This is a genomic window from Undibacterium sp. Di27W, assembly GCF_049340345.1.
Classification (GTDB): domain Bacteria; phylum Pseudomonadota; class Gammaproteobacteria; order Burkholderiales; family Burkholderiaceae_D; genus Undibacterium.
This window is the reverse complement of the sequence record NZ_JBMPOS010000117.1, coordinates 1-388: the sequence shown is the minus strand read 5'-3', so window position 1 is coordinate 388 and position 388 is coordinate 1. Positions and strand designations below refer to the sequence as shown.

Annotated in this window: 1 protein-coding gene; it reads right to left on the bottom strand. The window is 36.6% G+C overall.

Going from position 1 to position 388, the window contains the following annotated elements; translation table 11 throughout:
* Positions 1 to 8: 8 nt before the first annotated feature.
* A partial coding sequence (locus ACO0LF_RS31555) for a hypothetical protein (protein WP_423021372.1) occupies positions 9 to 388 on the bottom strand: 380 nt, incomplete at its 5' end.

Sequence of the window (388 nt, the reverse complement as noted above, 5' to 3'; positions counted from 1 at the left end):
CAAGTTGCTTATGAATGTGACGAAACGCAAACAGATTTATTTCTTGCCTCAAAGCCATGCTTTGTAAGCGTAACAGAACCATTTTTTATCTCTATCAATCCTTCGCTCGCCATTTTTTTGAGTCCAGATTCGAATGCGCTATTTTGTTTTGGTGTCCAGTTTAGCGTGTGCTTTAAATACAAAGCATATACATCCAAAGTGTCCCCTTCTTTTGCGTGATTTTTTCCAAACCAAGTTAAGACGGTGTCTTTCACGAAATCATTTAATGGTGGATAAATTAGATTAAAGCCTGTTTTTGTCAGAAAGTATTTTTCTCCTTGCGGTCTTAAAATATTTTCTTTAATTAATTCAGTGATTGCCGGTTCAACATAGGCTTGCTGACCAGGAT